The sequence below is a fragment of the Nocardia carnea genome (genome assembly GCF_029869215.1).
Taxonomy (GTDB): Bacteria; Actinomycetota; Actinomycetes; order Mycobacteriales; family Mycobacteriaceae; genus Nocardia; species Nocardia carnea_B.
The window spans coordinates 39,784-65,343 of record NZ_JARWPM010000369.1; the positions used below are offsets into that span (position 1 = coordinate 39,784).

Below are 25,560 nucleotides of genomic sequence, written 5' to 3' on the forward strand. Positions count from 1 at the left end.
CCTCTCGCGCCACCGTTTCAGCCGATCGCTTGCCAGACGATATCGCGGTTACCGGTCCGCAAGGATTCGATGCGGCGGCCGAGTTCGTGCGCGGCCCCGGGAGTGTCGGCGGCGAGCCGGATATACGCGCCGAGCGAGTGATACTCGGTGATATCGCGAAGTAGTGTCCACTCCGGCCACTCGATCAGGTCATAGCCGTACGCCCGGACGAATTCGGCGCGGTCGGCCCGTGGAGCGTGGAAGTGGTCGGGCAGTGTGCCGACCAGGTCGAGTTCGCGGGGACCGTAGCAGGCGTTGTCCCAGTCGATGAACAGCCAGTCCTTGTCGGCCTGCACGACGTTCTCCTCATGCGCGTCGGCATGGATCAAGCCGTGCCCGAGTGGGAATCGGGTCGCTTCGAAGGTCGCGATCAGATCTGCGGCTCGATTGTGCAGCCATTGCCGGTCCAGATCGCTCAGTACCGGGCATATTCGCGCGGCGTCGACCTCGAGAGCTTCCCACAGCCGATGCAATGGACGATACTCCGGCAACCGGAACGGCGGCGCCGGCTGCTGATGGAGCAGGCGCACGAGCTTTCCGACATCACCGGCAGTGGGGTAGCCGGTGACGGATCGATACGGCCAGAACGTCGCCACCGCGCTACCGGTCGATACCGGCTGTTCGCCGGGCAAAGGGTCGAGCGCGATGGGCACAGTCACCGTGGATGCGAGCCATCGGGTGACCGCGATACTCGTGGCGGCACGAGCGCGGCGCAGTGGCGTATCCGGGGCGAGGCGGACGACCACATCGCCGACCCGCCAGACGGCATTGGACCTTCGATGCAGGAGCTGTGCGCCTTCGCAACCCAGACCGAATGCGCCGCAAACCGTTTCGAGATCGGATTGCCCCGGTAGTGAGTCGTCTCCGGACACGGCTCACACCGCCAGCGCCGCGGCGAGGTCAGCGCGCAGATCCGGCACGCCTGGCGCGGAGTGGTACCGGGCGGCAACGGTGTCCAGGTCCCGCAAACGTGCGTAGCAGCGCTGCGAGGACAACGCGGTGACGGCGCTGAGGGCATCCTGACCGATCCGCACTGCGGAGTCGATGTCGTCGGCCCCGAAATGCGCGATGGCCAGTGTCGGCAGCATCATGGCACGGCTGCGTTCGTACTCGGCCGGATGCCCTTGTGCCGCCGTGGCCAGCTGGACGGCAGAGGATTCGGCGAATTCCGGGTGGTTCAGCGACAGCAAGTACAACGCATGTCCCTGCTGGGCAGCGATTTCAGCCTCGGTGACAACCCACGACCAGGGTGGCGCCGTCTCCGGGCTTGCCGCCGCGTACCCCGCTCGGGATTCGGCCAGCGCTCTCCGCGTCGGCTCGGGTTCGCCGAGCGCGGCCCAGCACCACGCGGTCACCGTGTGGATGTAACCGGCAGTGATGTGCGAGACCGGATGGCGGCGGCTTGCCGAGGTTGCTGCGGCCAGCCGGCAGAAGGCGAGTGCGTTCTTCGGTTGGCGCAAGTGCAGGGCCTGGTGGGCCATGTCGAGCAGGATGACGACCATGAGGTCGGTGGAGCGAGGGTTGTCGTCGGCGCGCTGGGCGGTGTGGAGGGCGTAGGTCCACAGGCGGCGCGCGGCATTGTGGTCCTCGATATCGTAGGCGAGCCAGCCGGCCATGCTGGCCAGCTCAGCGGTCGCGACCTGCAGGCGCGCCCGGACATACGGTGTGCATACGACATCGTCGAGCGCAGCGACCTGGTGGAGCTGGCCCAGTGCGGCACTGCGGCACAACCCACCGCCGTGGGCCAGATCCCAGCGGCGGAAGCCATCGCCGATGGCTTCGATCGCATCGATATCGGCGTTGCCGATACGTGGCCTGGTCACGTGGTCGAGCCGATTCGGCAGGACCTCGGTCAGTCGTTCGAGCTCCGGATGCAGATGGGAACCGAGCGCGGCGGCGGTTGCCAGGGTGACGAAGTCCCTGCGGTTCACCCAGTCCACCTCCTCGCACGCCAGGTTACCGGCTTCCGGATCGGTGGTGTCCACATGGAAGCCGAGCAATGTGTGGTATCAACTCCTCGGGTGATCGGTGATCCGCGACGGTTTACAGTGCGCAGTGGCCAGGTACACCCGCGACCCGCCGCTCTCGCGTCCGGTCCGCGTGAACCTGGTCGACGCAATCACGACGATGCGGGGAGACACCGTGACAGTTGAAGTCGATCCCCGATTCGGAGATGCCTTCGGGAGGCTACTGGCGGCGGCAGACTTACTGGACTTCGACGCGTTGATGACGTGTGACGGGTATTTCGACGAGCTCCCCCTCTTCACAACGTATTCCCAAATCGCCTTTCTGGACGATCTACCGCTTCTCGAACGTAACCGCGTGCTGGTTCGGGCGGCGGTCGCTCATCTCGGCCGAATCCTCGAACACGCCGAACGCTACTTTGCTGGAAGAGAGTTCGATTTCTTCTGCGCGGTCACGGTCACCGGCTGGGACTTCTTCCCGGAAGGAGACCCGCTGACACCGCGCTTCTGGCGAGCGAACACCAGCAAGGGAGTTTTCGACTACCTGAAACTCCGGCCGCCGACCAGTGAGGGCAGCAACACGGTCGCGTACTTACTCGATCACGACCCCGATTATCTGATCAACGACGACATCGTGGACGAGTCCGGCGATAAACGCCTGGAACGTGTTTTCGTCCAGCACGTCGACTGCCCGGTACCGAGGGGCATCATCGAAGCGGTATGAGGGCGGAACGAGATCATTTCACGTGTAGATCCAGCGACCTGGGCGAACTGCTCACCCCCAGCGAGCGGGTCGTGGTGCTCTGCACCGGGGTGGTCACCGGCGAACTCGACGCGGTTACGGCCGCTCCGTAGTCGATCGGGATCCTCGGTGGCCTGGCCGGCGCCGAACTGACGCTGGGAGCCGTCGCGCTGTTCACCGAGAACATGTCCGCGGGCCGCGGCTGGATCATCGTGCTCGCCCTGCTGCTCACCTCCGGCCGGGCGGGGCCACTGCTGCTCGCCCTCGTCTGCTACGCCTACACCCAGGCCCTCGGCTTCCGCCTGCAAACCGTGGGCCTGCCGATGCAGATCTCGGACGCGGCACCGTATCCGGCGACGCTGGTGCTCATGGTGTGGCTCGGTGCCCGGCGGCCACAGAATCACCCCGAGCGGAAACGTTTCGCCTCCGGCGCCCGCGGCGGATGATCGCCGCACGGTCTCGCTCCCGATCCGGAGGGAATATCCATGACGACAACCTCAGCCGATACCTTCACCGCCGAATGGGAAGACTGGCACCGGCGGCACGAAGACAACCTCGCCGACCCGCACGGTTTCCTGGCCGTCACCGGTCTGCACTGGCTCACCGCGACACCGCAACGTTTCCCCGACGCGCCCGGCGCCTGGTCCACCGGGCCCGGCGGTGTCGTGGTCGTTCTCGACGAGGGCGAGCAGCTGGTGATCGACGGTGCTCCGGTACAGGGCACCCACCGGTTCGGCGTCATCCCGGAGCGGAGCGGGATCAACGCGGTGTGGGGTGCGGCCGTGATCGAGGTCGCCAAACGCGGCGGGCACGATATCGTCCGCCCCAGACAACCAGACAACCCCCTGCGCACCGCATTCCGGGGCACACCCGCGTACTCACCCGATCCGAGATGGGTGGTCACCGGCCGGTACACCGCGTTCGACCGGCCGCGGCCGACGACGGTGGGCGCGGCCGTGGAAGGACTCGAGCACGTCTACGATGCACCCGGGCAGATCGAATTCGACCTCGAAGGTCGCGCATTGCGGCTCACCGCGTTCCCCGGAAAGGCTCCGGGGCATCTGTCGGTGCTGTTCACCGACGCGACCTCCGGGGTCACGACCTACGCCGCCAACCGCGTGCTCCAACTACCACCACCCGGACCCGACGGCACGGTGACCCTCGACTTCAACCGCGCCGTCAACCTCCCCTGCGCCTACACCGATCTCGCGACCTGCCCGCTGCCGCCGGCCGAGAACCGGCTGCCGGTCGCGATCGAAGCGGGCGAGAAGATCCCCTACGAGCGCGCCTGAACCGATGCGCACGCCGTCGATCACGAAACTCTCGCTGCTCACCCCCGGCAACTATCCCAACGGCGATCCCGCCGCCGGACTCGAGGACACCCTGCGCCTGTTCGAGTTCGGCGAACAGCTCGGTCTCGACGGCGCCTGGATCCGGCAGCGCCATCTCGAACACGGTGTGGGCTCGGCGGCGGTGTTCCTGGCCGCCGCCGCTCAGCGCACCCGCCGGGTCGAACTGGGCACCGCCGTGATCCCCATCGGCTACGAGAGCCCGTTCCGGCTGGCCGAGGACCTGTCGATGGCCGACGTCCTGTCCGGTGGGCGGCTACAACCCGGATTCAGCGCGGGCACACCCCCGCACGCCGACCTGCTCGGCGACCTCGTCTTCGACGGCGACTGGCGCAGCTACGACCTGTCCTACGGCCGGATCGCCCGGCTCATGGACAACCTGCGCGGCAACTATCTGGGCGGCCCGGATACGGTGATCCACTCCCCCGGCAATATCCAGCGCCCCCGCCTCCAACCGCACAGCCCCGGGTTGATCGACCGGCTCTGGTATGGCGGCGGCAGTATCCGCTCCGTGCGCTGGGCCGGGGAAAACGGCCTCAACCTGCTCACCGGAAATATCGTCTTCGGCGAGCACAGCGACGATTTCGCCACCACCCAGCTGAGTTTGCTCGACGAGTACCGCCGACGTATCGGTCCGTCGCGCCCGGCCCGGGTCGCGGTGGGCCGGGTGCTCGTCCCCTTCGACAGCGCCGACCGCACGACCCGTGAACGCTACCGGCAATACGCGGCCGCCCGACACGACCGTACCCTGGCCCCGCAGGGCGAACGCCGCATCCTGTTCGCCCCGGACCTGGCCGGCCCCGCCGAGCAGATCGTGGAAAAGCTGCGCGCCGACCCGGTATTCGCCCACACCACCGAACTACGCCTCGAACTGCCTTACGAATTCCACCGCGGCGACTACGAGCAGATCCTGCACGACACCGTCGAACTCATCGCCCCCGCCCTCGGCTGGAAACCGGCGGTCGCGGCCGCACCGAGTTCTCCTCCGCATGAACGACTTCCGTGATGACCACCTCAGTGCGCGGGTACCGAAACGCAGACCATCGTGGTGTCCTCGAGCGCCTCGACGACCCCCGGTGCCTGCTCCGGAACATGCACGAACTCACCAGCGCGGACCGTCACGGCGGCGCTGCCGTCGCCCACCCGCAGCGCTCCGCCCAGCACCACCCAGACCTCCGCGTAGGGGGCCGGCAGGTCGGCACGCGCCCCCGCGTGGAAGAACGCCGTGTAGGCACTCATCGACCCGCCGGCGGCCGCGTCGAGGCCGGGCGCAATGCGGATACGGTCGTCGAAGCGGATAGCGTCGTCTCCGATCGAGGAGCTGAACTTCCGGACCCGCGGTGGTGGGACAGCCATGGTAGGAACCTTTTTCTGCACCGCGTTTCGGTCGAACGTCGAGTTCGGTCGCGGCGCGTGTCGGTACGGGCGGAGCCCGAATTCTCGTGCGGTGGCGGGACCACGAGCAATCCGTCGTAGCCCGGGCCGTTTCTGCCGGCCGGCCACGATCCTAGGATCTCAACCATAGTTGAGGTCAATGCCCTGGCAGGGCCGCCACCGGCCGACAGCGTCGGCCACAGCCGGTACAAGGAACGCGTCTCCGGCCTCCCGGTCTGCCCGCCCACCGGGCGAGTACCGCGACTACGCCCGTCTACAGTGAGACCGTCCAGGCATGAACACGGCGGCTATCGGTTGAGGAGCGCAATGCCACGGGAACTGGCCGATCTACCGTTCGCGCAGTGGCTTCGGCCGGTCGATTCCCTGGACGTCGAGCGCGAATACGATTGCGCCCGGTTCGACGACACCGTGCTGACCGAACCCGACCTGCGCAACACCGTGTTCGGTGAATGCGCCTTCCGGTCGGTGCAGATCGACCGCGGCGTGGTGGGTGGCGCGCGGTTCGCCGATGTCTGGCTGCACGGCGTGCGGTTCACCGGGACGGATATGCCGGACGCCGCCTGGCTGGACGCCGAGGTGATCGAAGGGGCCTGGTCGGGTGTGGAGGCCAGCGGCGCCGAGCTGCGGCGGGTGGAATTCCACGATTGCAAACTGGATTCGGTGAATTTCCGCAACGCCCGGCTGACGAAGGTCCGGTTCGTCGATTGCGTACTGCGCCATGTCGATTTCGGCAGTGCGAAGCTGTCGGAAGTGAGCTTTCCGGGTTCCGAGATATCGGCGTTGACGGTGCGGAACGCGCAGTTGACAAAGGTCGACTTCCGGCAGGCGCAGAGTATCGGGATCGCCGAGGGCGTGGAGTCGTTGCGTGGCGCCCTCGTGACTCCCGGACAATTGTTCGATCTCGCACCGACACTGGCGGCCGCGGTCGGGCTGATCGTGCAGCCCTGACAGCAGGTGACACGAAATGCAATTTTCGTGGTTGCCCTTCGTATTTCCGGGGTCAGCTCGTCACGGCCCGCAGAATTGCCTTCGTGGCGTCGGCGATCGCCTGGTTGCTGGGGGCGGCCATGGGGTAGCCGGTGGTGGAGCGGCTGAATATCGACAGGACGATCGAAGTTCCGGTGGGACTCCACACCACCCCGGCGTCGTTCACGGTGCCGTAGGCGCCGGCGCCGGATTTATCGGCCGCCGCCCAGCCGATGGGCAACCCCTGCCGCATCCGGTCGCCGGAGGTGACGCTGGCGCGCATCCAGCCGGTGAGCATCCGCCGGTGTTCGGGGATCAGCGCGTTACCGAGGATCAGCCGGTTCAAACCGCCGGCGAACGCGGCGGGGGTGGTGGTGTCGCGGGTGTCGCCGGGCAGCGCCTCGTTCAACGCGGGTTCCCAGCGGTCCAGCCGGGTTTCGGTATCACCGACCATCCGGGCCAGTGCGGTGACGGCGGGTGGACCGCCGATCCGGCGCAGGATGAGGTTGGCGGCCGTGTTGTCGCTGCGGACGAGTGCGGCCTGGGCGAGGTCGTACCAGGTGAGCGTCTCGCCCCGATGGTAGTGGGTGACCGGTGAGGCGAGGACGAGCTCCTCGGGGCGGATCGGTACGCGCTCGGCGAGGTCCACTTCGCCGCGTTCGGCCATCCGGAGAAGGGCGGCGACCGCGTACACCTTGAAGGTCGCGGCCAGGGCGAACCGATCGCCGGCGTTCCATTCGAAGGTCCGGGCGCCTGTCGGGCTGTAGGCGGCGATACCGAACATCACGTTGTGCCGCGCTTCGAGCACCATCAGGGTGTTACTGAGATCGACGAGAGGCGGTGGGCTCATCGGCGTCGCCGGCGTGGTGGTCTCCGGATCGGCCCCGCATGCGGCGGCGGCGAGCGCGGTCACCGCCAGGACGGCCGCCAGCGACCGGCGACCGGCCGGGATACGGAATACGGATCGGTTCGGCTTCACATCGGCAGCACACACCGGCGCGGCGGTGCCCGCCAATATCCGACACTCCCGCGCACGATTCATATTAGATATAACACGTGGTGAAGGCGATTTTCTGTCCGGGTATCCCGCGTCGGAACCCCGGTGGGACGGCGGCCGGCCGGGCCGCTGGTTCAATATGGCTATGGACCTGATCCGCCACCTGGGCTATTTCGTCGCCATCGCGGACGAGGGCCATTTCGGGCGGGCGGCCACGGTTCTCGATATGACCCAGCCGCCGCTCTCGCAGGGATTACGGCGGCTGGAATCCCAGCTGGGAGTCGAACTCATCCACCGCACCCGGCAGGGCGCGGTACTCACCGCGGCCGGCCGGCAACTGCTCCCGCGGGCGCGGCTGCTGGTCGACGATGCGCAGCGGCTGCTGGCCGAGGCCGAGCGCATCGCGCGGACCCGCGGCACCGTGCACTGGGGTGCCACCACCGCGCTTCCCGACCGGATTCTCACCGCCTGTGTGACGGCGCTGCGCACCGAGAAGAACAGCGGCGACGCGGTGTCCACCACGGTGGCCGCGACGGTCGACCTGGTTTCGGCCGTGCGGTCGGGGTTGTGCGATGTGGCGGTGATCGAACATCCGGCGCTGGTCGAGGGGGTGCAGGCGCGGCCGGTGGTGAAACTGCCGCGCTGGATCGTCGTACCGGCCGAGCATCGCAGCACCGCCACCGAGCGCCCGGTGTTCCCGATGCTCGCCGACCTGACGTACGCGGCCTTCCCGCGGGCCGCCAATCCCCCCGCCTCCGATACGGTCCGCGACCTGCTGCGCGAACGCGGCCTGGACGCACCGACCGTCACCGTCCACGACGATCGGTCGGTGCTGGCGGCGGTGGCCGCCGGCACCAGCTTCGGTCTCACCACGACCCCGCCGTCCGACCTTCCCGGCGTCGCCTGGTTACGAATGGCGCCGCAGGCGGTGGCGTTGCGCTGCCGGGTGATCCACCGCGCCGGGGCGGAGGAGCAGGCGAACGCCTTGGACGGTGTGCTCTACCGGGAACGCCTGCGGTGACCGTCACGGACCGGATTCGCGCGGTGTTCGCCGACGCGGGCTGCACCGGCCGGCTGCATGCCCGGCGGTGTGACGGCAGCGGCGACGAGGTCTCGATCGGTGGCACCGAGCGGGTGGTGACGGCGTCGGTATACAAATTTCCGCTGCTGCTCGCCTACTGCCGTGCGGTGGACGCGGGCCGGGTCGATCCGCTCGAACGGCTGACCCTCGTTCCGGCCGACTGTACGCCCGGGCCCACCGGGGTCTCCGCCCTGCACGACCCGGTCACCATGAGCCGCCGTGACCTGGCGACCTCGATGATGACGGTGTCGGACAACGCCGCAGCCGATCTGCTGCTGGGCGAGATCGGTCTGGCCGCGGTGCACGAACTGCTGATATCGCACGGCCTCACCCGGACCCGGCTGGTCGGCGGCACAGCGGATATCCAGCGCAGTCTCGTCGAGGACACCGACACCCACAGCACAGTGGAGGCGTTCGCGGCGCTGGCCGACAACGACGAGGCGTGGACGGTCTCGGCCTACGATCCCGCCTACACCAGCGCGACCACGCCGGAGGAGATGACCCGGCTGCTGTCGGCACTGTGGCGCGGCGAGGTCGTGTCGGCGGAGCAAACGGAATTCGCGCGGTCGGTGATGCGGCGCCAGGTCTGGCCGCATCGGGTCGCCGCCGGTTTCCCGCATCGCGCGGTCTCGGTGGCCGGTAAGACGGGAACCATCGGCATCATCCGCAACGAGGTCGCGGTGGTGGAATTCCCCGGCGAATATCCGGTCGCGGTCGCGGTTTTCACCCGCGCCGCCCGCGCCGACCCGGCCCTGCCCGCCGTGGACGCCGCCATCGCCGAAGCGGCCCGGATAGCGGTCACCGAACTCCGTCGCGCCCTCCCCCACGACTGATCACCCGAGTGCCGGCCGCCGGACCCGAGTCACCCCGCCGGCGGGCGTCCGCGGTGCCGCTCCGGTGTGACCGGCCGGAGCAGGCCGGCCACACCGGAGCAGTGCTGTTACTTGAGCATGGACCCGCAGTCCACCGGCAGCGTGACGCCGGTGAGGTAGCGGGCTTCGTCGGAGGCCAGGTAGAGCACCGCGTTGCTGATATCGATCGGGTCCACCCACGGCACGGGCAGGGTGTGGAACATCTGGCAGATCGGCGCCATATCGTCGGCGGTCGGGTTCTCCAGATCGGGGCGGAACATCCGGAACGTTTTCTCGTTCATGATCATGGCGGTGCTCACGTGCGTGGGATGCACCGAGTTGACCCGGATCATGTGCTGGCCCAGTTCCACCGCGAAGGCGCGCATGAGGCCGACGACGCCGTGTTTGGCGGAAACGTAGTGACCCGTCTGCGGATAGGCCTTCAGGCCACCGACCGAACTGGTGAGCACGATGGAGCCGCCGCGGCCGCCTTCGAGAATATGCGGCACACCGGCTTTCACCGATTTCCACACACCGCTGAGGTTGATATCGATCGTTTCCTGCCAGACTTTCTCGTCGGTCTCGGCGAGGGTGTCGCCGCCGCTGGCGATGCCGGCGTTCGCGACGATGATGTCGAGACGCCCGAGTTTCCCGACACCCTCGGCGAGGGATTCCTTCAGCCCGTCGGCGTCGCGGACGTCCACCTCGGCGGTGACGATCTTACGACCGGTGGCCTTGACGAGTTCCGCGGTTTCGGCGAGATCGTCCGGCGTCGCCGGGGGGATCTCGGCGGTATCGATCGGTTTGCAGATATCGATGGCGATGATGTCGGCGCCTTCTTCGGCCAGCCGCACCGCATGGCTGCGGCCCTGGCCGCGGGCCGCACCGGTGATGAAGGCGACCTTGCCCTCGACCCGTCCGGTCATGACTTCCTCTTTTCCTCGTTCGGCAGCGCGCTGCCGTATTCCATTGCTGGATAAGCTTTTTCAGGAGTTCGGCGTATAGGTGATGTGCAGTTCGGTGAGACCGCGCAGGATGAAGGTCGGCTCGAAGGTGAACACGGGATTGTCGAGGGATCCGTGCTTGTCCGGGTCGATCCGGATATCGAGCATCCGGTCGAGGATGCGCTCCAGCGATACCCGGCCCTCCACCCGCGCCAGCGGGCTACCGGGACAGGTGTGCACACCGCGGCCGAAGGCCATATGTTCGCGGAAGTTCGGGCGGTTCAGGTCGAATTCGTGCGGGTTCTCGAAACGCCGGGGGTCGCGGTTGGCCGCGCCGGGGCAGACCATCACCAGATCGCCGGCGGCCAACGGCACATCCCCGATCTCCACCGGTTTCTTCGCCAGCCGGAAACCGCTTTTCACCGGCGCCTGCATCCGCAGGGTCTCCTCGATGAACACGGGGATCTTGCTGCGATCCGCGCGCAGCGCATCCTGCAGGTGCGGGCGGGTGACCAGGAACTGCATCGCGCTGCCGAGCAGTTTGGCGGTGGTTTCCTGGCCCGCACCGAAGAGGAAGGTCGCGGTGCGCACCACCTCGATGACCTCCGGCGTGGACCCGTCCGGATATTTCGCCTCGGCCAGCGAGGTCAGCACATCGTCCTGCGGGTTGCGCCGCCGGTCGGAGATCAGTTCGCTGAACAGGCTGTCCAGCCATTCCAGCGGGTTGACGGGGACGATCTCCTTGTCGATGGAGCCCACCGTCGGCCCGCCGGCCAGGTTGATGCGCAGTTCCTCGTGGTATTCCTCCGGCACACCCAGCAGGTCGGCGATCACCAGCAGCGTGAAAACCTTGGCGTACGCACCCAGGAACTCGCATTTGCCGTCGTCGATGAACTCGTCGAGCTGTTTATCGGCCAGCTTCCACATGAACTCCTCGTTCTCCTTCAGCCGGGAGGGTACGAGGAGTTTGTTGAGCAGCGAGCGCGCGTCGGTGTGCTCGGGCGGATCCATGGTGACCATATGCTCGTACATCGGCAGTTCCGTGCGATGCGCGGCGATCTGTGCGGTGATGTCGTCGCCCTCGGGGGTGAACGGCAGCGGCGGGAACGGTCCGCCCACCGCGATACACGAGGAGAAGGTATCCGAATCCCGGAGTACCTCATTGGCTTCCGCATAACCGGTGACTGCGTAGACCCCGTAGTTGGGTTCTCTGGTCACCGGGCATTTGGCCCGTAGATGGTCGTAGTAGGGGTGCGGGTCGGGTACCAGCGCGGGATCGGTGAAGTAGTCGACCGTATCGAAATCGGTCACGGGAACCTCCTGATATCAGCAGAGTCTTGGCACCGGCCGGGGATCACCGGTTGATACGGCTCGCTTTTCCGCGGCGGACCCGGGCTGCCACCGCACAACGCCGTTCGTGACGCGCGGAGGATTTTCCGGGTTTCCCACGGCGTCCTCCTTGTTCATCGGATATGAGCGGGACCCCTTCGGGGCACTCGTTCGCTACCACCGGGCGACCCATATCCCTTGTGCCGCAACGCATCCACCCACGCGGGCGCTGTTGCCCGGAGTCGAACCGGAACGCCGTTGCTGAGCGACTGCTCAGGTGTGATGCTGAGCACATGCTTAGCATGTGCGGCACGCGGCCGTCAACAGGCGCCGGCCGGGCGATACCATCCCCGGTGGTCACGAGACCACCACGGCCGCGCGGATATCCAGGAGGAGACACGACCATGTCAGCACCCCGCCGGCTCGGCGCACCCGATGCCAAGAACCGCGGTGTCCTGATGGACGCCGCCGAACAGCTGATGCTCGAACAGGGCTGGGCGGCCGTGACCTCTCGCCGCGTCGCCGAACACGCCGGCCTCAAGCCGCAGCTGGTGCACTACTACTTCCGCTCGATGGACGAGCTTTTCCTCGAGATGTTCCGCCGCCGCGCCGACCAGGGGCTCGAGACCCTGGCGCAGGTGCTGAAATCCGACCGCCCGCTGCACGCCCTGTGGGCTTTCGGCACCGATGCCACCGCCGCCCGGTTCACCATGGAGTTCGTCGCCCTGGCCAACCACAAACCGGCCATCCGCGCCGAGGTGGTGCGGTACTCCGAACAGTTCCGCGCGGCCCAGACCGAGGCGCTGGGCCGGATGCTCGAGGGGTACGGGGTCGATACGAGCCGCTTCCCCGCCGAGGTGCTCTCGGTACTGATGACCAGCGCGGCCCGCATGGTTGTCCTCGAACAGGCCCTCGGGATGACCGCCGGGCACGCCGAAACCTTCGCGTTCGCCGAACGCGAGATCGACCTGCTCGAACCCGAACAGTAGGCGCACCGCGGCCGCCGCCCGCGGCGGGCGACGGCTACGGCCGTGGCCACCGACCCACCGCGCCCACCGAGCCTTCCCCCACCTCCCCTCCGGCGAGGCGTCCGCCACGCGCCGCGGTACGCATCGGATGCCGCGCGGCCGGTTCATTTGCCGCGGTTCATGACCCGGTCCGCCGCGACCCAATGCTCGTCGGACACCCAGAGCTCGGCGAAGGCATCCACCGCTTCCTGCGGGGTCGCACCGTCGACAACCCGCTTGATCGCACTCGCCGACGGGTTGGCGATTGCCCGGGCCACCGACCGCCAGCCGGCGTCGAATTCCGCCCGGGGCAGCACCCGGTCCACCAGACCGAGCCCTTCCGCGGCGGGCGCGGTGAGAATCTCCCCCGTCCCCGCCAGCAGCAGCGCCCGGCTACGCCCGACCAGTCTCGTCAGCCGTTCCGCACCACCCCAGGCGGGCATGATCGCGAGCGCGACCTGATTGAACCCGATCTTGATATCGTCCGCCGCGATCCGGATATCGGCCGCCACTGCGACCTCGGCGCCGCCCCCCAGCGCATGCCCATTGAGCGCGGCGATCACCGGACCCGGGAAGCCTGCGAGCTTATCGCAGACCTGCCGCATCCGGTTCGCCATCGCGGCCGCCTGCTCATGGGTCCGTAATGCGGCGAGTTCCTTGAGGTCGCCGCCGGAGACGAACGCCTTGTCACCCGCGCCGGTGATCACCAGCGCCCGCGCCCCGGCCGCGCCGTCGATCGCCTTGTCCAGCTCGTCCATCGTGTCGAGCGCGATGGCATTACGAGCGTGCGGGCGGTTGATGGTGACGACGGCCAGGCCGTCCGCAAGTTCGAGCTCGATCACGACTTGTTCTCCTCGACGGAAATATGATTCTCTTACTTAGAGAACCATATACTTTTCGCTGGTTTCCGGCGCGCGGATCGGGAGTCGACAATGCCGAATACATGGCGCACGAGCGAGGGCCCTGCGCGGTCGCGCTCCGCTACCATCTCCGGGCCCCACTCGCCGCTGCGCGCGGTTCCCCCCGAGCTGGCCCGTCGCTATCGCGAGGCGGGCTGGTGGGCCGACGAGACCCTCGGCGAACTCCTGGCCCGGAGCCTGGCCACGGCACCGGACGCGCTGTTCCGGGTGCACTCCCGGACCCGCCCGTACACCGGCACGTTCGCCGAGGTGGAACTGATCGCCCGGCGACTGGCGGCCGGGTTGCGCCGGCGCGGCGTGGGCCCCGGCGATATCGTCGCCTTCCAGCTCCCGAACTGGATGGAGGCGGCCGCCACCTACTGGGCGTCCGCACTCCTGGGCACCACCGTCGTACCCGTCGCGCATTTCTACGGCCGCAAGGAGCTCGGCTACATCCTGGGCGCGGTCACACCGAAGGCGTTCATCACCTGCGAACGCTTCGGCCACCACGAATTCGACCCACAGCTGTGCGCCGAGGTTCCGGTGGTAGGCGTGGTCGGCCGGGATTTCGAGGAATTGCTCGAGCCCGAACCGTTCGCCGGCGTGCTGACCACCGACCCCGACGCCCCGGCCTGTATCGCGTTCACCTCCGGCACCACCCGGGCGCCCAAGGGGGTGGTGCACAGCCACAACACACTGGGCTACGAGGTCCGCCAGCTGGCCGGGATGTACCCACCCGATCGCGGCGATCAACTCACTTCGGCGCCGGTGGGTCATTTCATCGGCATGCTCAACGCCCTGCTCATCCCCGTCCTCGACGGCGCGCCGATCCATCTGCTCGATGCATGGGATCCGGGCTGGGTGCTCGAGCTGATGGAAACCGAGAACATCTGCGTCGGCGGCGGTGTCAGCTATTTCGTCACCAGCCTGCTCGACCACCCCGATTACACACCCGCCCATCTGGCCCAGCTGCGCTACGCCGGGCTCGGCGGCGCGGCGGTCCCGGCCGCGGTGAGCACACGACTGGAAAGCCTGGGTATCACAGTTTTCCGTTCCTACGGCAGTACCGAACATCCGTCGGTCACGGGCTCACTGGCCACCGCACCCGCGGACAAGCGGATGTTCACCGACGGCAACGCACTGCCCGGTGTGGAATTCCGGCTGGCCGACGACGGCGAGATCATCAGCCGCGGCCCCGATCTGTGCCTGGGCTACACCGATCCCGGCCTCACCGCCCGCGCCTTCGATGCCGACGGCTGGTACCACACCGGCGATATCGGCGTTCTCGACGCCGACGGCTACCTGACCATCACCGACCGTAAATCCGACATCATCATCCGCGGCGGCGAGAACGTGAGCGCGCTCGAAGTCGAGGAGGTGCTGCTCACCCTGCCCGGCATGGCCGAGGCGGTGGCCGTCGCCGTCCCCGATCCACGACTCGGGGAGCGTACCGCCGCGGTCGTGCGGTGCCTGCCCGAATATCCCGAACCGGACCTCGAAGCACTGCGTGCCCATTTCGAACGCGCCGGGCTCGCCAAACAGAAATGGCCGGAAGAACTGCATATCGTCACCGACTTCCCGCGCACTCCCAGCGGAAAGATCCAGAAGTTCGCCATCCGGCGCGATCTCGCCGCGGCGCGCGACGCCACCACCGCGACCGGCAACGAGGCCGTTGCGGCCGAACCAATATGAGAATACGATTCTCATAAATAGCCAAGGAGGATTCCATGAGTAAGGTCGATCTGCCCTACCAGCTCTTCGACGCGGACAACCACCTCTACGAAACCAAGGAAGCGCTCACCCGGCACCTGCCGGAGAAGTACAGCGGCGCGATCCAGTACGTCGAGATCAACGGCCGCACCAAGATCGCGGTCCTCGGTCAGATCAGCGAGTACATCCCCAACCCGACCTTCGAGGTCGTGGCCCGGCCGGGCGCGATGGAGGAATACTTCAAGCACGGCAACCCCGAGGGCAAGAGCCGGCGCGAGATCTTCGGTAAGTCGATGAAGGCGATCGACGCCTTCCGCGACCCGGAGGCACGCCTGAAGGTCATGGACGATCTGCAGTTGCAGCGTGCCCTGATGTTCCCGACCCTGGCCAGCCTGGTCGAGGAGCGGATGCGCCACCACCCCGAACTGATCCACGCGGTGATCGAATCGCTGAACCGCTGGATGCTCGACGACTGGGGCCAGGACGGCAGCTTCGTGCACTCCGGCCGTATCTTCACCGTCCCGGTGATCACCCTGCCGATCGTCGAACGGGCGATCGACGAACTGAACTGGGCCGTCGTCGAACACGGTGCGAAGGCCATCCTGGTGCGCCCGGCCCCGGTTCCCGGCTACAAGGGCATGCGTTCGTTCGCGCTGCCGGAATTCGATCCGTTCTGGAAGCGGGTCCAGGAACTCGATGTGCTGGTCACCATGCACTCCTCGGACAGCGGCTATTCGCGTTTCGACGCCGAATGGGATGGTAGCGACAAGGAGATGCTGCCGTTCCAGACCAATACCTTCGCGATGACCAACCAGTGGCGTCCGGTCACCGACGCGGTCGCGTCGTGGGTATGCCATGGTGCGATGTACCGTTTCCCCGATCTGAAGATCGCCGTGATCGAGAACGGTTCGGCCTGGCTGGAACCGCTGCTGCAGCAGCTTTCCGATGTCTACAAGAAGGCCCCGGAGGGCTTCGGCTTCCAGGATCCGGTCGAGGCCATCAAACGGAGCCTGTATGTCAGCCCGTTCTGGGAAGAGGATCTGGAACGCCTGTCCCAGGTGATGGGCGAAGACCACGTGCTCTTCGGCTCCGACTGGCCGCATCCGGAGGGGCTGGCCGAACCGGCTCGCTATATCAACGAAATCAAGGATATGCCGCAGGAGAAACAGGCCAAGATCATGGGCGGCAACCTGGCGCGCCTGCTGAAGGTCTAGCGGTCCGCAGATGACCTGGGAGACGATCCCGCAGCTGGCCCTGTCCACCGCCGACCGCTTCGGTGACGCCGAAGCGGTGGTGGACGGGGACCTGCGGTTGACCTACACAGAACTCGTGGACCGGATCCGCCGGGCCGCGGGTGCCTTCGCCGAAGCCGGGATCGGCAAGGGTGATCGGGCGGCGCTCTGGGCGCCCAACTCCGCAGAATGGATTATCGCCGCCCTCGGGTTGCTCACCGCCGGTGGCGTACTGGTTCCGGTGAACACCCGGTTCAAAACCGAGGAGGCCGCCGATGTGATCCGGCGCAGCGGCGCCCGGATGCTGCTGGTGCAGAAGGGATTTCTCGGCGGAGAGTACCCGGCACCGCCCGGGATACCGGTTTTCGACCTGAAATCCGATTTCCTCGGCAGTGGCGCACCCTTCGAACGCAGGGTCGCCGGAACCGATATCGCCGACATCATCTACACCTCGGGCACCACCGGGCGTCCCAAGGGCGTGATGATGAACCATCAGCAGACGCTGCGGCTCTACGCGGAATGGTGCGATCTGGCCGATCTCCGGACGGGCGATCGCTACCTGATGGTGAACCCGTTCTTCCACACCTTCGGCCTGAAGGCGGGCATCGTCTCCTCGCTGATCCGCGGCGCGACCATGCTGCCGGTACCGGTTTTCGACGTGGACCGGGTGCTCGAGCTGGTGGAAACCGAACGGGTCACCATGCTGCCCGGCCCGCCGACGCTCTACCATTCCCTGCTCGAATACGACGGCACCCGCGATATCTCGTCGCTGCGGGCCGCGGTCACCGGAGCCGCCGATATCCCGGTCGACCTGATCCGGCGGATCCGCGAGGAACTGCCGTTCCAGTCGATCATGACCGGTTACGGCCTCACCGAAGCCGGTACGGCCACCGCGTCCAGGCCCGGCGATACCTTCGAACAGATCGCCACCACCGCCGGTACCGCCTGCGACGGGGTCGAACTGCGGATCGCCGACGACGGGGAAGTACTCATCCGCGGATACAGCGTGATGCAGGGCTACCTCGACGACCCCGAGGGCACCGCCGCCGCCATCGACGCCGACGGCTGGCTGCACACCGGCGATCTGGGCAGTCTCGACGAAGACGGCCGGTTGAAGGTGATCGGGCGCAAGAAGGATATGTACATCGTCGGCGGGTTCAACGCCTATCCGGCCGAGATCGAAGGGTTCCTGCTGGAACATCCGGCGGTATCCCAGGTCGCGGTGATCGGGGTGCCCGACGATCGGCTCGGCCAGGTCGGCAAGGCCTTCGTGGTGGCCCGCGGCGAGGTCGGCGCGGACGAGCTCATCGCGTGGAGCAAGGAACGGATGGCCGGGTACAAGGTGCCGCGTTCGGTGGTGTTCCTCGACGAACTACCGCTCAACGCCACGGGGAAAGTGCAGAAAGATCAGCTGCGCTGACGGGTTGCCGCCCCTCGGCCGCGCCGAGGGGCGGATACTTTCCGCCGAACCGGCCACCCGGCCGCTATCGGCCGCACCGACCGGGTGGCCGCTATCAGCCGCGTCGACCGCCCGGCTTTCCGACCGCACCGCCGGCGCCTGGTAGAAATCAGAAATGAGCGGCCGGACTGTCAGCACCGAATCCGCGACCGAACCGGCCCCGCGGTTCGCGTCGGCGGCGGAGTTCGAGGTGCCCGTGGAACTCGAACTCTCCCCGGCGGGGGTCCCGGCGCGGCCGCTGATCCTGCTGGATCTGGACGGTCTGCGCGATTCCGAACCGGCCGAGCTCGCCCGGCTCGCCGATCGCTGCCGCGAATCCGTGGCGCCGGTCGTCGGTATGCTGGGTGGTGCGCCGGAGCCGCGGCTGCGCGATCTCGTGCGGGCGGCGGCCTTCACCCTCACCCGGACCGAATACGCCGGATGGCCCGAACTCGTCGCGGCCGGCGATCTCGACACCGCCGTCGGCCACGTATGGGCGGCGGTACAGCAGAATCCCCAGGCCGTGATCGCCTGCGGGCGGCTGCTCCGGCAAACCTCCCGGCTCGACACCACCGATGGTCTCGCCGCCGAAGCCGCGGTGTTCTCGATGCTGCTGGCCGGACAGGAATTCCGGCGCTGGCTCGGCGACCGCGGCCCCGCCCGTCCGGTGTCCCCGCCGCCGGGCGACCTGGTGCGCGCGCACCGCGACGGCGCCCGGTACTCGGTGGTGCTCGACCATCCGCAGCGTCGCAACGCACTGAGCTTCCGGCTGCGCGAAGATCTCCTCGCGGCGCTGCTCCCCGCCCAACTCGATCCCACCATCGCCCAAGTCGAGCTCTCGGGCGCGGGCCCGTCGTTCTGCAGTGGTGGCGACCTCGCCGAATTCGGCACCTCCGGCGACCCGGTGGCCGCCTACCTCGCCCGCCTCGATCGCGCACCGTGGCGGGTGATGGACCGGATCGCCGACCGGCTCACCGTGCGTATGCACGGCGGCTGTATCGGCGCCGGCGCCGAGATGGCCGCCTTCGGCGGGACCGTCGTGGCGGACCCGTCCACGTTCATCGCTTTCCCCGAGGTCGCGATGGGGTTGATCCCCGGAGCCGGCGGCACCGTGAGCGTCACCCGCCGCATCGGCCGCTGGCGGGCGGCCTGGCTCATGATCACGGGCAGCCGCATTGACGCCGCGACCGCGCTGCGGTGGGGTCTGGTGGACCGGATGGAATCGCGATGAGCGAATCCCTCCCTGCCGGTGCGCCGTCCGAGCCGCCGACAGCCGGCCGCCCGTACCGGCAGTTCACCGCCGGACAACAGCCTCTCGCCGCCGACGGAAACCCCTGCGACCGGCAACCGCCCCCCAGGCATGCCGTGCTGGAATCGCGTTTGCCGGACTGCCGTCGACCGGCCGGCCGCACCGACTCGGTCGGTGGCGATCGGCCCTCGTCCGGGGACGCCGGGTGCGGCGGCACCTCGTACGGCCGCGCCTCATCCGGCGGCGAGGAGGCATGCAGACAACGCGCGCGTCACGGACCCGGCAGGACGCTCAGTACGGCTGCGACAGCCCGCGCCGCCGACCCGCCCGGCCCCCGGCGCCCTGGATCGAAGGCTCAGGTCACCGCGACCGCTTCCGGAGTCGTCCAGCATTGGCTCCGCTGTTTCGACGGCTTCCCAGTGCAGCCTCCGGTTGTGCCGGACACACGCTGCCCGGCGCTGGCCTGGGCCGCGTCCGGCGCCATGGACCTCACCGGTGCCGCCGACGGACCGCCCGAGGTCTCCCCTGCCCACGCCTACGCATTGCTCCGGACGGCGCTGCACACACTCGGCGACCTGACCGCGAGCCAGGGCCACCGCGTGGTGCTCGATCCGGCGGCCGCCCTCGGACTCCGCGCTGCGTGGGCGGGTCATCAGCGGGCCGGGCGACTCTCGGCCGGCGGAGCCACCCGGCTGATACCGGCATTGGACGCCTGGTGTGCGATAACCCTTTCCCGGCCCGACGATATCGACTCGGTACCCGCCATTGTCGGCGACGACCGGCCCGGCGATCCGTGGGACGCACTGGCGCGCGCGGCCCGGTCGATGACTGCTGCCGAGCTGGCCGACCGCGCGCAACTTCTGGGCGTTCCCGGTGCGGCCCTCCCGATCGACCCGGCCGCCGCGCCCACGCCCTGGCGGATGAGGCGTATCGCGGATCCCGCACCCGCGACCGGGGTGGCCGGCAAACTGGTCGTGGATCTGACCTCGATGTGGGCCGGCCCGCTGACAGCCCGGGTTCTCGGACTGGCGGGTGCCCGCGTCGTGAAGGTCGAGAGCCCGCACCGCCCCGACGGCGCCCGCGCCGATCGGCGCTTCTTCGACTGGCTGCACGACGGCCACGAACTCCGGACAGTGGATTTCCGGTCGCACACCGGGCGTACCGAACTGGCGGGACTACTGGACCGGGCCGATATCGTGCTCGAGGCGTCACGACCGCGGGCGCTGGCGCAATACGGTCTCGGTCCCGAACAGCGCGCGCACCGGCCCGGGAAGGTGTGGTTGGGCATCACCGGCTACGGGCGGGCCGATCCGATGCGGGTGGCGTTCGGTGACGATGCGGCGGTAGCCGGCGGGCTGGTCGGGTGGACCGCGCAAGGCCCGGTCTTCTGCGCGGACGCCGTGGCCGATCCGCTCTCCGGAATCTGCGGCGCACTCGCGGTGGTGGCGGCCGTCGCGGCGGGCGGCGGCGTTCTGCTCGATCTGTCGATGCGCGATACCGCCGCGGCCTTCGCCACCGCTCCCCCGCTCGACCACGGACCGCATCCGGTCTCCCGGACCCGCTCCGGCTGGGTGGTGCACTGTGTGCACACCGGCGACCGGCAGCTCGTACTCCCGCCCCGGGCAGCGCATTACGCCGGCGACTCGGCCGCCGGCGGATCTTCCGGTACGGCGGGCGCGGCGCCGTGCTGATCCGCAATGCCACGGTGTTCGGCAGCGTCCACACCGATGTCCGGTGGGATGACGACCGGATCACCGAATGCGGGACCGCTCTGCGGCCGCTACCCGGCGAGGACGATATCGACGCACGCGGCGGCTGGTTGCTACCCGGTTTCCACGATCACCACATCCATCTGCGCGCGCTTGCGGCGCAACAGGTTTCGGTCCCCGCCGGTCCTCCGCATGTGCACACCGCCGAGGAGTTCGCCGCCGCGCTGCGCCGGGCCGATTCCCACCTCCCCCCGGGCCGCTGGCTGCGTGCCGTGGGATATCACGAGTCGGTGGCGGGCGCGCTGGATCGCTGGGTACTCGATCACCTGGTGCTCGATCGCCCGATCCGCGTCCAACACCGCACGGGTGCCCTCTGGATCCTGAATTCGGCGGCCTGCCGGGCCGTCGGTCTCGACGACTGCCTGCTCGACGGCGTCGAACGCGAGGCCGCCGGGCCGACCGGGCGACTCTGGCGGCTGGATTCCTGGCTCGGAAACCGGGTCCCCGCCACGCCTTCCGATCTCGGCGCGATCAGTGCGGCGGCGGCCGAAGCCGGGATCACCGGATACACCGACGCCACCCCTGATCGCACACAGGCCGAAATAGACGATTTCGCACAGCTGGTCGCGAACCACACGATCCGCCAGCGCCTGCGGTGCATGGCACCACCCGGCATCACGACACCCGCCGTCGGGCGGTTCACCCTGGGCCCCACCAAATTCCTGCTCGACGACACCACCCTGCCGGATCCCGGCCACTTCGCCGACCGGATCCGCGCGTCACATGCCGAGGGCCGCCCGGTGGCGGTGCACTGTGTGACCCGCGTGCAACTGGTACTCACCATGGCCGCTCTCGATACCGCCGGGGTCGCGCCCGGCGACCGGATCGAACACGGCGCCCTGATCGCGCCCGACATCATGGCCTGGCTGCGCGATCGCGGGGTGACAGTGGTGACGCAGCCCCATTTCCCGGTCGAGCGGGCACGGCAATACGCCGCGGAGATCCCACCGGAGGACCGGCCGGATCTGTGGCGGCTGGGATCGTTGCTCGCCGCCGGTGTACCCCTCGCGGCCGGCACGGACGCGCCGTTCGGCGATCCCGACCCCTGGCGCGTCGTACGCGCGGCGGCCGGCCCGCGCCCCGGATCGGACAGCACCGAAGAACTCTCGCTCGTCCGGGCGATATCGCTGTTCCTGGGCCGGCCCGACCATCCCGCGGTGGCGCGCACAGTTTCGCCGGGATCGGCCGCCGATCTCGTCCTGCTGCGGGTGGCACCCGCCGAGATCGACCTCCCGGACCGGTCGCTCGTAGCCGCCACGATCGTCGCGGGCGAACCGGTTCACTACACCGGCACCTGACCGGAGCCTCCGCGGTGACCGACTGCCCGGTCCGCAACAGCGCGTGCGGCGGCTTCGCGCGGCGAGCCCAAGCGGCAGAGTTCGCGGGCACGCTCGACCGGGCGACAGCGGCAAATCCGGACCGCCGATCTTCTCGACCCCGCGGCCCGGAAAGGTGTATCGTCAACCGAAAAGAGAGCGCGATTCTCATTTATAGAGATCTTCGATCTCATTGGTCCGGGTGCGCCCGGCGTCGACCATGAACAGCGAGGAGTCCGGTGAATATCGACGACATGATTCTGGTGAGCATCGACGACCACGTGGTCGAGCCGCGCGATATGTTCGACAACCACGTGCCGAAGAAGTACGCCGAGTACGTCCCCAAGGTCGTCGTCGACGAGAACGGCATCGATCGCTGGATCTACCGGGACCGACCCACCGGCGTCACCGGCCTCAACGCGGTCGTCTCCTGGCCACCCGAGGAGTGGGGCTACGACCCTGCCGGGTACGCCGAAATGCGCCCGGCCGTCTACGACATCCACGACCGGGTCCGCGATATGGACGCCAACGGTGTGCTCGGCTCGATGTGTTTTCCCACCTTCACCGGTTTCAGCGCCGGACATCTGAGCCGCGGCGGGATGGACGAGATCACCGTCGCCATGATCTCCGCCTACAACGACTGGCATATCGAGGAATGGGCGGGCGCCTACCCGGGCCGGTTCATCCCGATCGGCATCCTGCCGCTGTGGGAGCCGCAACTGGCCGTGAACGAGATCAATCGCCTGGCCGCCAAGGGCTGCCGTTCGGTGACCATGCCGGAACTGCCGCATATCGACGGCCTGCCCAGCTATCACGACATCGACTACTGGGGCCCGGTGTTCCAGGCGCTCTGTGACAACGACACCGTGATGAATCTGCACATCGGGCAGGGCTTCGGCGTCCTCAAACTCGCACCCGATGCCCCGATCGACAATCTCATGGTCCTCGCGCCCAGCATCTCGCTGATCGGCGTCCAGGATCTGCTGTGGGGCCCGGCCTTCCGCACCTATCCGAAGCTGAAGGTCGCAATGTCCGAGGGTGGTGTCGGCTGGATTCCGTTCTTCCTGGACCGCTCCGACCGGCACTACACCAATCAGCGCTGGCTGCGCCGCGATTTCGGCGGCAAGATGCCCAGCCAGGTGTTCCGCGAACATGTCATGGCCTGCTACGTCACCGACCCGACCTCCCTGAAACTCCGCCACGAGATCGGTATCGACAACATCGCCTGGGAATGCGACTACCCGCATTCGGATTCGCTGTGGCCGGGCGCCCCGGAGTTCGTATTGAGCGAACTCGAAGGCGCCGGCGCCGACGACTCCGATATCGACAAGATCACCTGGCAGAACGCCTGCCGCTGGCTGAACTGGGACCCCTTCGCCCACCAGACCCGCGAAGAGGCAACGGTCGGCGCGTTGCGCGCCAAGGCCGCCGATGTGGACCTGTCCACCACCACCCGCCAGGAGTACGCGGACCGCTACGCCGCGAAGCACGCAAGCTGATCAGCGCAGGCGGCAGGGCAACCCTCATCCGTCCTGTCGCATTCGCCGATCCCCGCCCCCGGACTTCAGAAGAAGTCCGGGGCGGTGGCATGATCCGAGCGGTCGCGCTGTGCGGACCTGTCGGACCGGCTCGATAATCTGCCGGGATGGTCAAACCCGATCCGGCGCTACGCCGCCTGCTGCGCGACACGCAGAAGTTGCTGGAGCCGTACGGTTTCCACGGGAGTGATCCCCGATGGGTGCGCGTCGAGCCGGGCGGTGTCGCGGCGGTCGGGCGTACCCGGGCCACTCGTATGTGGGCCGAGGGGCAACAGGTGCTCCGATTCGACTTGTATCTGAGCGCGACACCGGCGGCTTGGTGGGATTTCAACAACTGGCGCAATACCCGGCTGGGCCTACCGCCGATCCCGGTGGAACAGGCCACCGGCCCCGACCTGATCCCCACCCACGGCCTGGTGGGCGAGCCGTGGTGCCTGCGCTCCGGCCCCGACGGACACGTCCTGCCCACGGATATCGACGCCATCCGCGCGGAACTCCCCCGGCGGATCCACACCTACGCACGCCGCGCGCTCCAACTTCTCGAAGCCGACCGCTACCTGGACGAACTGGTCGCGCAAGCCGATCCGCGTATCGGCACCTGGGAAACGATCGTCGTCCTGCTCGCCGACCGCGGCCCGGGCCCCCGACTCGATGATGCCGTCCGGCAACTCCGGGCGTGTTTCACAGGTCGCGAGCCGTCTGCCTATACCGAGGATGTGATCGCTTACGCCCACACCCGGTCCGCCCTCGTCTGAGGCGGCCAGGCGGTACCGAACCGGCGACCCCGGGATCGCCCGACGCCGTGCGGTGCGAAACCGGTGCCGTCGCCGGCGACAGTACCGCGGCCTTGCCGCACAAGCAGGCCCCCGGCGCGCCGCGGACGGTACGGATGAGCCAGGACTCACCAACCCCTTCCATACACCGTAAGAACCGGATACGGTAACAGCGAGCAACGAGACGAGGAGAACCCGAATGTCGGTCGGCGCCACCGTGAACAGGCATATCCAGGAACTCGGCGGCGGGTTCATGTTCTCCCGGGAGGCGCGGACCTACGCGGCCGAAACCGGTATCGACGAATTCTTCGGCCCCTACACCCGCGGCCGCGGCGGCGTGCTCGGCGACGTGGACGCCGATGTGGTCACCGCGGCGTTCGGGTTCTTCCCCGGACACTCCATCCGCACGGCATGGGAGTCGGTATCGATCCCCGCCGAGAAGGCCGCGCAACGCTACGCACAGGCCTGCCAGGAGTTCGGCAGCCGCAAACTCGGCGCGTTCGAGGAAGCGCCCCGGCTCGCGGAACTGCTGGAAGCGGTCGCCGCGGCGGCCGACCCGGCCGGGGTGCCCCTGTTCGCGGGCTGGCGGGCGATGCCGCTGCCCGCCGATCCGGCCGCCCGGGTCATGCAACTCGCGCACGTCCTGCGCGAACTTCGCGGCGGCCTGCACCTGATGGCCGTCCGCGCCTCCGGCATCACCCCGCTGCAGGCCGTGCTGATCTCCGGCTCCCCGCTCAACGACGGCCCCGGGCAGGCCCGTTGGTACGGCTGGCCGGAACCGTTCGAGGAGATCACCGACGAGGTCCGCGCCGCCTGGGAGCGGGCCGAGGCGATCACCGACCAACTCATCGCCCCGGCCTTCGCCGTTCTCGACGATGCCGCCGGCGCCGATCTCGTCCGGCTGGTCGCCGCGGCCCACGCCACGACATTCGCCCGCTGAACCACCGGCAACGCCCGGCTCCGAACCCCGGC

Annotated in this window: 25 protein-coding genes; 18 read left to right on the forward strand and 7 right to left on the reverse strand. The window is 68.2% G+C overall.

Annotated elements, in window-relative coordinates; all coding sequences use genetic code 11:
- Positions 1-17 precede the first annotated feature (17 nt).
- Positions 18-911: a phosphotransferase family protein gene (locus tag QH276_RS26140; RefSeq protein ID WP_280398707.1), complete on the reverse strand. Its 894-nt coding sequence runs from the start codon at positions 909-911 to the stop codon at positions 18-20.
- A 3-nt stretch (positions 912-914) separates the two neighbouring features.
- Positions 915-2,039, reverse strand: a complete 1,125-nt coding sequence (locus QH276_RS26145) for an XRE family transcriptional regulator (protein ID WP_280398706.1) — start codon at positions 2,037-2,039, stop codon at positions 915-917.
- 142 nt (positions 2,040-2,181) lie between these two features.
- Here QH276_RS26145 and QH276_RS26150 point away from each other — a divergent pair, with 142 nt between their 5' ends.
- From QH276_RS26150 to QH276_RS26170, 5 genes are all read left to right on the forward strand, one after another.
- Positions 2,182-2,727: an Imm15 family immunity protein gene (locus QH276_RS26150; protein ID WP_280398705.1), complete on the forward strand. Its 546-nt coding sequence runs from the start codon at positions 2,182-2,184 to the stop codon at positions 2,725-2,727.
- Positions 2,724-2,858 (forward strand): hypothetical protein, encoded by a 135-nt coding sequence (locus QH276_RS26155; RefSeq protein WP_280398704.1) that lies wholly within the window; start codon positions 2,724-2,726, stop codon positions 2,856-2,858. The genes QH276_RS26150 and QH276_RS26155 overlap by 4 nt, the downstream gene beginning before the upstream one ends.
- A gap of 72 nt (positions 2,859-2,930) precedes the next feature.
- On the forward strand, positions 2,931-3,191 hold the full coding sequence (locus QH276_RS26160; RefSeq protein WP_280398703.1) for a hypothetical protein: 261 nt from the start codon (positions 2,931-2,933) through the stop codon (positions 3,189-3,191).
- 39 nt (positions 3,192-3,230) lie between these two features.
- Positions 3,231-4,037 carry a DUF1684 domain-containing protein gene (locus QH276_RS26165; RefSeq protein WP_280398702.1) on the forward strand — a complete coding sequence of 269 codons (807 nt, stop codon included), beginning with the start codon at positions 3,231-3,233 and terminating at the stop codon, positions 4,035-4,037.
- A gap of 4 nt (positions 4,038-4,041) precedes the next feature.
- On the forward strand, positions 4,042-5,100 hold the full coding sequence (locus QH276_RS26170; protein WP_280398701.1) for an LLM class flavin-dependent oxidoreductase: 1,059 nt from the start codon (positions 4,042-4,044) through the stop codon (positions 5,098-5,100).
- Between the two features lie 8 nt (positions 5,101-5,108).
- Here the strand turns inward: QH276_RS26170 and QH276_RS26175 are convergent, their stop codons facing one another.
- A complete protein-coding gene (locus QH276_RS26175; RefSeq protein WP_280398700.1) occupies positions 5,109-5,450 on the reverse strand; it encodes a hypothetical protein in 342 nt (113 codons plus the stop codon).
- A gap of 345 nt (positions 5,451-5,795) precedes the next feature.
- On the opposite strand from QH276_RS26175, the gene QH276_RS26180 reads away from it, so the two are divergent.
- Positions 5,796-6,437, forward strand: a complete 642-nt coding sequence (locus QH276_RS26180) for a pentapeptide repeat-containing protein (protein WP_280398699.1) — start codon at positions 5,796-5,798, stop codon at positions 6,435-6,437.
- Between the two features lie 52 nt (positions 6,438-6,489).
- On the opposite strand, the gene bla is transcribed toward QH276_RS26180, so the two are convergent.
- Positions 6,490-7,434: a class A beta-lactamase gene (gene bla, locus QH276_RS26185; protein ID WP_280398698.1), complete on the reverse strand. Its 945-nt coding sequence runs from the start codon at positions 7,432-7,434 to the stop codon at positions 6,490-6,492.
- A gap of 163 nt (positions 7,435-7,597) precedes the next feature.
- Between bla and QH276_RS26190 the strand changes: the two genes are divergently transcribed.
- Positions 7,598-8,473 carry a LysR family transcriptional regulator gene (locus tag QH276_RS26190; protein ID WP_280398697.1) on the forward strand — a complete coding sequence of 292 codons (876 nt, stop codon included), beginning with the start codon at positions 7,598-7,600 and terminating at the stop codon, positions 8,471-8,473.
- Positions 8,470-9,366 (forward strand): class A beta-lactamase-related serine hydrolase, encoded by an 897-nt coding sequence (locus QH276_RS26195; RefSeq protein WP_280398696.1) that lies wholly within the window; start codon positions 8,470-8,472, stop codon positions 9,364-9,366. Before QH276_RS26190 ends, QH276_RS26195 begins: the two co-directional genes overlap by 4 nt.
- 107 nt (positions 9,367-9,473) lie before the next feature.
- Here the strand turns inward: QH276_RS26195 and QH276_RS26200 are convergent, their stop codons facing one another.
- Together QH276_RS26200 and QH276_RS26205 are read right to left on the reverse strand one after the other, a co-directional pair.
- Positions 9,474-10,310, reverse strand: a complete 837-nt coding sequence (locus QH276_RS26200; RefSeq protein ID WP_280398695.1) for a mycofactocin-coupled SDR family oxidoreductase — start codon at positions 10,308-10,310, stop codon at positions 9,474-9,476.
- Between the two features lie 60 nt (positions 10,311-10,370).
- Complete coding sequence (locus QH276_RS26205; RefSeq protein WP_280398694.1) at positions 10,371-11,639, reverse strand: cytochrome P450; 1,269 nt, start codon at positions 11,637-11,639, stop codon at positions 10,371-10,373.
- Between the two features lie 422 nt (positions 11,640-12,061).
- On the opposite strand from QH276_RS26205, the gene QH276_RS26210 reads away from it, so the two are divergent.
- Complete coding sequence (locus QH276_RS26210) at positions 12,062-12,646, forward strand: TetR/AcrR family transcriptional regulator (RefSeq protein ID WP_280398693.1); 585 nt, start codon at positions 12,062-12,064, stop codon at positions 12,644-12,646.
- Positions 12,647-12,789: 143 nt separating this feature from the next.
- Here QH276_RS26210 and QH276_RS26215 read toward each other — a convergent pair whose 3' ends face one another.
- On the reverse strand, positions 12,790-13,506 hold the full coding sequence (locus QH276_RS26215; RefSeq protein ID WP_280398692.1) for an enoyl-CoA hydratase/isomerase family protein: 717 nt from the start codon (positions 13,504-13,506) through the stop codon (positions 12,790-12,792).
- A 165-nt stretch (positions 13,507-13,671) separates the two neighbouring features.
- Here QH276_RS26215 and QH276_RS26220 point away from each other — a divergent pair, with 165 nt between their 5' ends.
- From QH276_RS26220 to QH276_RS26260, 9 genes are all read left to right on the forward strand, one after another.
- Complete coding sequence (locus tag QH276_RS26220; protein WP_280398746.1) at positions 13,672-15,255, forward strand: AMP-binding protein; 1,584 nt, start codon at positions 13,672-13,674, stop codon at positions 15,253-15,255.
- A gap of 35 nt (positions 15,256-15,290) precedes the next feature.
- Positions 15,291-16,487: an amidohydrolase family protein gene (locus QH276_RS26225; RefSeq protein ID WP_280398691.1), complete on the forward strand. Its 1,197-nt coding sequence runs from the start codon at positions 15,291-15,293 to the stop codon at positions 16,485-16,487.
- A 10-nt stretch (positions 16,488-16,497) separates the two neighbouring features.
- Positions 16,498-17,925, forward strand: coding sequence for a FadD3 family acyl-CoA ligase (locus QH276_RS26230; protein WP_280398690.1), 1,428 nt, complete (start codon positions 16,498-16,500; stop codon positions 17,923-17,925).
- Between the two features lie 154 nt (positions 17,926-18,079).
- Entirely contained in the window at positions 18,080-19,174 is a 1,095-nt protein-coding gene (locus QH276_RS26235) for an enoyl-CoA hydratase/isomerase family protein (RefSeq protein ID WP_280398689.1), read from the forward strand.
- 452 nt (positions 19,175-19,626) lie between these two features.
- Complete coding sequence (locus QH276_RS26240; protein ID WP_280398688.1) at positions 19,627-20,883, forward strand: CoA transferase; 1,257 nt, start codon at positions 19,627-19,629, stop codon at positions 20,881-20,883.
- Positions 20,877-22,259: an amidohydrolase family protein gene (locus tag QH276_RS26245; protein WP_280398687.1), complete on the forward strand. Its 1,383-nt coding sequence runs from the start codon at positions 20,877-20,879 to the stop codon at positions 22,257-22,259. Before QH276_RS26240 ends, QH276_RS26245 begins: the two co-directional genes overlap by 7 nt.
- A 257-nt stretch (positions 22,260-22,516) precedes the next feature.
- Entirely contained in the window at positions 22,517-23,776 is a 1,260-nt protein-coding gene (locus QH276_RS26250) for an amidohydrolase family protein (protein WP_280398686.1), read from the forward strand.
- 146 nt (positions 23,777-23,922) lie between these two features.
- Positions 23,923-24,570 carry a hypothetical protein gene (locus QH276_RS26255; protein WP_280398685.1) on the forward strand — a complete coding sequence of 216 codons (648 nt, stop codon included), beginning with the start codon at positions 23,923-23,925 and terminating at the stop codon, positions 24,568-24,570.
- A gap of 217 nt (positions 24,571-24,787) precedes the next feature.
- The gene (locus QH276_RS26260; RefSeq protein ID WP_280398684.1) at positions 24,788-25,528 is read left to right on the forward strand and encodes an SCO6745 family protein; all 741 of its coding nucleotides are present in this window, start codon (positions 24,788-24,790) and stop codon (positions 25,526-25,528) included.
- Positions 25,529-25,560 lie beyond the last annotated feature (32 nt).